This is a genomic window from Acinetobacter sp. UBA3461 (genome assembly GCF_002381195.1).
Taxonomy (GTDB): Bacteria; Pseudomonadota; Gammaproteobacteria; order Pseudomonadales; family Moraxellaceae; genus Acinetobacter; species Acinetobacter schindleri.
Window position 1 is genome coordinate 1 of sequence record NZ_DFRO01000028.1, and the last position, 4,438, is coordinate 4,438.

At 38.2% G+C, this 4,438-nt stretch carries 3 protein-coding genes; 1 reads left to right on the top strand and 2 read right to left on the bottom strand.

What is annotated here, in order from left to right; genetic code table 11:
* The first annotated feature begins 413 nt into the window (after positions 1–413).
* Positions 414–1,316 (top strand): DNA-binding transcriptional regulator HcaR, encoded by a 903-nt coding sequence (gene hcaR / locus B3D47_RS09315; RefSeq protein ID WP_286861613.1) that lies wholly within the window; start codon positions 414–416, stop codon positions 1,314–1,316.
* A 393-nt stretch (positions 1,317–1,709) separates the two neighbouring features.
* Here hcaR and B3D47_RS09320 read toward each other — a convergent pair whose 3' ends face one another.
* Positions 1,710–2,570, bottom strand: a complete 861-nt coding sequence (locus tag B3D47_RS09320) for an alpha/beta fold hydrolase (protein WP_004813371.1) — start codon at positions 2,568–2,570, stop codon at positions 1,710–1,712.
* A 278-nt stretch (positions 2,571–2,848) separates the two neighbouring features.
* Positions 2,849–4,138 carry an OprD family outer membrane porin gene (locus B3D47_RS09325; RefSeq protein ID WP_286861617.1) on the bottom strand — a complete coding sequence of 430 codons (1,290 nt, stop codon included), beginning with the start codon at positions 4,136–4,138 and terminating at the stop codon, positions 2,849–2,851.
* Positions 4,139–4,438: the final 300 nt, after the last annotated feature.

A 4,438-nucleotide genomic window follows, 5' to 3' on the forward strand; every position in this document is an offset into this window, starting at 1 on the left:
AACCATGTACGACCGAAGACACGTTCAAGTTCTAATTCGTAAATGTCAGGATCTGTATAGATAGATGGCGTGATACGTCCATTTTGTGCATCGACTAAAGCGTCGATTTCGCGCACATCAATTTTTCCACTCATGAAAAGCTCTCCTGTGACCAGATATGGCACAAAGTAATAGACTCAACTTTTCAACGATGATGGATTTTTGAGTGAATTTGCGGAAATATTTTTTTTGTTTTGATTAATAGATTTCACCAATTAATCACTTGGCGATATTCTCCATTAAAACACTTTTTTTACGACACATTCATTTACTTTGTGAATGGTAAAATAAGCTTCACCATATAGTTGCTTATGCACTATACTGCCTGAAAATTATAGTAATACATTTTTTGGATTACTCGGCGGGCTAGTTTTATGGAATTACGACATCTTCGTTACTTTATTACCGTTGCTGAAGAACTGAACTTTAGCAAGGCGGCACTCAAACTTTATACGGCACAGCCTTCTTTGAGTCAGCAAATCAAAGACCTGGAAGAAGATGTCGGCGTAAAGCTACTCAACCGTACTAAGCGTAAAGTCGAACTCACTGAGGAAGGTGCTGTATTCCTTGAACAGGCACGCCTGACGCTGGCTCAAGCAGATAAAGCGATTGCCATGGCACGCCAGGTATCACAAGCCAAGCAGCAGATGCTGCGCATTGGTTTCGTTCCTGTAGCAGAGATGAAAATCTTCCCTTATGTGCTGCCAAATCTGCGCGTTCAAAATCCAGACCTGAAAATTGAACTGCTCAGCCTGAATAACACTGAACAGATGAAACTGCTCAAAAAAGGTGAGCTAGATCTGACCTTTACCCGTCACAATTTCCATAGTGATGAAATTGAAAGCCAGTTTGTCATTCGTGAACCGTTAATCTTTATTCTTCCGAAAGATCATCCACTTGCGAAATATGACCGTATTCCGGTGAAAGCCCTCAATGGCATTGATTTTATTATTCCTTCAGCAGAACAGTCATTGACGCTGCACAATGCTATCCTGGACTTCGCTAAAGCCAATGGTATTGAATTTAATATTGTGCAGAAAGCAGACAATATTCTGTTTAACATCAACTCGATCGGGATTGGTTTAGGTTGTACTATTCTGCCAGGCTATATCGCGCCACTGACCATGAACAATACGGTGATTCGTCCCTTAGACGTTGAACTGCCTTATCTGGATCTGTATGTCAGCTACCGTAAAGATGGCAATTCGGTTGCAGTGAAGAAATTCCTTGAATTACTGACACGTGTATTCTATCTCGATATTAATCGCGATCAGTAAAAATAAGCCTTTAGCTTAATCCCGACGCGCTTACTGACAAGCTCAGAGGCGCGTTTTTTATTCCCCCAATTCAAATGTGTATTTTTTAATCAAACAGAAACATCTGTATTTAACGTTTTAATCTATATTTCAGCCAACTGCTGTATTAAAAAAATCTATCAAAATTTCCAAATTGATTATTTAATACTCAAACCACCCCCTGCTTTTACAACTTAAGTCTAATGCGATTTTAAGGGTAAGAAAAAAGGATTTAGACGCCAAAGATATTGTGCAAATTATGTTTAAATCTAAATCAGTGGTTAATGAGAATCACCCTCATTGAATGCATTTAATTTTATCTTTTTAAGTATAAAAAAAGATGGCTTCAGCCATCCTTTTTCACCGAGCTACGACTTATTTTACGCCGTGAACAGCCAGGTAGTTTTTAATGACAGTATTGAACTCATCTGCTTTTTCAACTTGAGACCAGTGGCCACATTGGCTGAAAATATGTGCATCAGCATTTGGCACGATGTTCAGGATGTCCCAAGTACGAGAAACTGGAATCACCACGTCTTGAGTACCGTGAATCAAAAGTACAGGAACAGTGATGTCTTTCATCTTTTCGAAGTCTAACGGGAATTCGAAACGGTCACGGTCACGTGCCCCTACAACATCCATCAAACGGTTTGATGCATAGTCATTTGCAGCAGAAGCAAAACGTACTTTCACCAATTCATCAGTAATCAGGTCTTTGTTCACAACGAACATAGAAAGTGTCTTTTTGATACCTTCTTCGGTCAATACTGGATTTGCATGTGCTTTCAGTGCAGCAGTCTGTTTTGCACCGCCGGTACCCATAGATACAATACCTAAAACACGCTCTGGATAATCCAGTGCCAATTGGAATGCCAACCAGCCACCTAAAGAGTTACCTACCAACCAGGTTTTTTCAATGCCAAGAGCATCTAGAGTACGGATCGCGTGATCAACCCAGGCACGGATACCATAAGCAGTGTTAGGTGCAACAACAGTTTGACCATAACCAATCGTGTCAATTGCGATACAACGTGCTTGCTCACCAATTGCAGGCAGGTTCAACCACCAGTTTGCAGCAGCAGATACGCCAGTACCAGAACCATGAAGGAATAGAATTGGTGTACCTTCACCAATTTCGTGGTAGTGAGTCAACTCACCTTCTGCAGTTTCAATCCATTTGTCTTCTAAGCCAAAGAATGGATCTGTTTTATAATCAGGGATTTGAACAGTGCTCATGTTGATTCCTCGTACAGTCTTTAGCTTGCGTGTCCATCTATTCAGAGGTCGACGGCAAGTTGACTCTTTAAAAAATGAATTTTTACAGCTTTATATTAACCGCTTAGCACAGCTCAACTGATACAAAATTACGATTGCATACTATAAAAAATATATAATTTAAGATATTGTTTTATATAATTATTTTAAAAATAATTCCTTATGAATACTCAGGCTTTAAATTTCAAATGACATAAAAAAGAGCGGTATTAGTATACCGCTCTTTTAAATTCTCAATTTTAGAATTTATAGGTATAAGTTGTTGCAATACGATGTTCCTGCAAATCAAAGCCACCTGCAATATTGTCATAGTTGGTATCGATGAACATGTATTGGAAACCTAAGCCTTTTAATTTACCTTCAGGAACAACATAATTAACAATTACATTGTTTTCATCTTCCTTACCACGCTTATTGCCAGCACCATTGTCTACGTCCCATCCTTTAAAATGACGTAAAGTTGCAGTTAAACCTTTTGCACCCAGCTCTGAGAAGTCATAGGTATAACCAAGACTCCATGATTTTTCGTCTTTACGAATAAAACTTGCTACAGACCAGTTGTCTAAATATGGTTGTGGAACCCATCCGCCCAGAGTCGGGAACATAGTGGCTCTCGTACCATGATCACCAAACATTTGCTGATAGCCCAACTGAACTGTATGAGCACCCTGATTTACTTTTAGGCCTGCAGAAACCGCCTGGCTATCGATATTGCCATAAAGTTTGTCACCAGATTCACTGTTATCAAAGTAGCGAACGTGTCCATCGAGCTTAGTCTTTTCACCGACAGTTGTTTTATAATCTGTAGCTACATAATGCTGTTTATAGATATTGGTCACATCGGCATACCAATAGCTACTAGTAAATTCAGGTGTGAATTGATGGTCGATTCCTACGATATACATACCGTCATCAGTGGATAGACCTGCAGCTTCAGCTTTAGCAAAATCATTTTGCGGGAACAGCGTTAAATTTTGATATTGATTATCATAACGCGCATTAATACCATCAATATAAGCCAAGGTCAGTTTAGTGTCTTTGATATCTTTAGATTCTAGCCATGCGCCACTATAGGTCGTTAGCAATTGACGAGATGGATCAAAGAACACCACTGGTGACATGGGTTGTAAGTCACCTACTTTCAATTCAGTTTGACCAACTTTTGCTTTTAAGGTTACGCCCAACTTGGCATTATCACGTTCAGTCTTCTGCTCTTTGTTGCTATATGGCATGTGAATATCATTCACATTATCAGGAGATTTCAAACCTACGGCATATTGTGCTAATAGATCGGCACCTACCTGAACCCCACCACCGATATCGTGATAACCAGACTTAGCATCTAGTGTTACCGCTTGCGTCCAGTTACCATAGTTTTTTTGAGATTCATTATCATAATTACGTTCTAAATAAAAATTCTTAAATTTTAATTGAACGTTACTGTCGTCAATAAAATCAGCTTGAGCAGCTGTTATTCCTAAAGTCGCTGTTGCAGCAATGATTGCTATCCATAAATTATGACGACGCATTTTCTTTGTCCTTAACCAACATAAGAAGTAATGGCTGCATCATGCTGAACAACGTATTTATTTAAAATCCGACCACAGTATTAACTTTTTGATCCCAATTATTTTTCTGGATTTATTTGAATATATTTATCATTTCTTTAATATTTTTAAAATCTTAGATATTTTTTATTATTTTACTAAACAATGAAAATAACTCTTTGTTCTATATTTCAAATTCAAGATTAAAAAATATATAAACTCTTTAAAATCTATTTTTTAATCGTTTTTACGTTTAAGGCTTGGCAGAGTAAAACTTGAAGT

Bases quoted from the DNA above. Each gene is read 5' to 3' on its own strand.
- hcaR (WP_286861613.1), top strand. From the start codon at position 414: ATGGAATTACGACATCTTCGTTACTTTATTACCGTTGCTGAAGAACTG.
- B3D47_RS09320 (WP_004813371.1), bottom strand. From the start codon at position 2,570: ATGAGCACTGTTCAAATCCCTGATTATAAAACAGATCCATTCTTTGGC.
- B3D47_RS09325 (WP_286861617.1), bottom strand. From the start codon at position 4,138: ATGCGTCGTCATAATTTATGGATAGCAATCATTGCTGCAACAGCGACT.